We start from the raw sequence: 2,121 nt of genomic DNA on the forward strand, positions 1-2,121 counted from the left end.
TGCCGGCGATGCTCCGCTCGAGCGCCCAATTAAGCGGCGATCCGAGTCATTTGGAGGGATACTCACTCGACGCTTTGTGAGCAGCCCCGCATATTCCTCGCCAGCAAGGAACAACAACACAGTAACTACCAGCCTACTTCAGCCCCTCGATAGTGCTTGGATCAGTATGATGGCCCTACTCTCTCGAGAATGCGCTGCGTCGGCAACTAGCTACAAGATGTTTGAAGATAAGCAGTCGAGGATCGCAGTCCCGCGTGGCTCGATCACACGCGTCGGCAAAAATATGCCCCCCACCCTTCGCATGATATTCAACTCAAAACTTAAATCCAAGCTTCAACTGATCGAGAGAAAGCGGAAAATTTGAGACTGGAATTTGAGCGGCTCTTCGATCCACGGCAAATGTCCGCTTTCCTCATATATTTCGAGAATGGAGTTTTCAATATCTTCGTGAATCCGTTCTGCAACGGCGACAGGGCAGATCCAGTCATGCCTGCCGCTGACGATTAGCACGGGTGCCTTTATTAAACGGAGCGAAACTGTCTGGTCATTATGCGCGACGGCGTCAGCGGCATTTTGATTGACGAACGCAAAAAAAGAGATAGGTTTCCCTGATAGCTGCTGGCGCGCAGTGGAGAGATTTTTGCTTGGACTATTCAAATACAGCGCAAGGACATTCCCAACAAACTCTGTGAGTTCGTCATCGGTCATTGGCTGCCTGCCCTTCCCTGTAAAAAAATCATTAACCAGTTCCACTGCGTTTGAGTAGTCCGGATCCTCGGCCCGATTGGAGAGGAAACGATGAGTGTCTTCTGCTGCAGCAAACCCAAATAATTGACTATCAATCAGTACCAATTTACTGACCCGTTCGGCGTATCGTTGGGCAAAGGACAGCGCAATAGCTCCGCCATTTGAGTGGCCCAGCAAAACAACAGTGGAGAGCCCTAGGTACGATCTCAGAGCTTCCAAGTCATCAGCCATTTGGTCGCTGCCCATCATGGCCGGGTCACTCGGGCGCCCAGATAAGCCGCTGCCGCGGGTATCCACAAACACTACTCTGAACCGTTCCGTCAGGAAATCCAGGCCATGTTGCAGATAAAGGCTTCCGATACCCCACCCAGGAGAAACAACAACCAATAGTGGGCCAATCCCTTTCACCCGGTAGTGTAATCTGATGCCGTTCAATTCTACAAAATGGCTACCTTGGTTTAACTCAGCAATATTCATATGCGTGTGTTTTATTAGAGAACTCATATAAACCTCTTTCACTACGTGGTCGCATGCATACCATAAGGAGCGCTTAGGGGAAGTAGTAAGTTGACTTATGCCCTAACGGCTTGATGGTTTTCATCAGACATAGGCTCTGCTAGCTGAATCATTCGGTAGTTTGAGGGTTCGCCAACCCTACCAGGGGCAAACCCGCGCGCAGGCGATTGATATTGGCCGCAACGCCTGCTGCGATATCTGTGAGTGAGTCGAGTGTGATGCCAGCAATATGGGGAGTTGCGACTACGTTACTCATTTGCAAAAGCGGATGCTGAGTATCTATGGGTTCCCGCCAGTAAACATCAATCCCTGCCCCCCCAAAGTGCCCCGAATGAAGTGCTCCAATTAACGCAGCTTCTTCAACGAGACCTCCACGCGCCACGTTGATAAGCAATGCTCCAGAGGGGAGAGAAGAAAGTTCATCGGCACCGATGCTATTGCGGGTTTCGGGAGTAAGGCGGGCGCAGATGACCAATATGTCAGCCCGTTTTAGGCAGGCCGCTTTTTGGTCGAGCGAGTAACATTCATCCAAGCCAAATTCTGCCATCTTTGTAGCACTGAACTGCCGCGTCAGGCCGATCAAGTTGACGTCAAAAGATTTGAGGCGACGAGCCAGCGGCAATGCAATCGCTCCCAAGCCGTAAAGGCAAACTGTACGTCCTGCCAACATCCCCCCTGATGGCGCGCCTAATACACCGTTGCGCACATTAAGTTGAGCTTGTGTCAGATTTCGAAGCAACGCCAATATCAAAAGCACCGCATGTTCCGCAACGGAGTCCGCGTTGCCTCCATTGGCCGAGACGTTAGCCACTGCAATCCCTAACTCATCTGCCGCAAAAACGTCAACGCCTTCCAGGC

Annotated in this window: 2 protein-coding genes; both read right to left on the minus strand. The window is 51.2% G+C overall.

Features of this window, described 5'->3' with window-relative positions:
- Positions 1 to 333: 333 nt before the first annotated feature.
- Positions 334 to 1,251 (minus strand): alpha/beta fold hydrolase, encoded by a 918-nt coding sequence (locus AACY18_RS27815; RefSeq protein ID WP_016987589.1) that lies wholly within the window; start codon positions 1,249 to 1,251, stop codon positions 334 to 336.
- Positions 1,252 to 1,372: 121 nt separating this feature from the next.
- Positions 1,373 to 2,121, minus strand: a 749-nt coding sequence (locus AACY18_RS27820; RefSeq protein WP_339466835.1) for an NAD(P)-dependent oxidoreductase, incomplete at its 5' end; no start/stop codon positions are given.

Source organism: Pseudomonas sp. EA_65y_Pfl2_P74 (assembly GCF_963970575.1).
Lineage (GTDB): Bacteria > Pseudomonadota > Gammaproteobacteria > Pseudomonadales > Pseudomonadaceae > Aquipseudomonas > Aquipseudomonas baetica_A.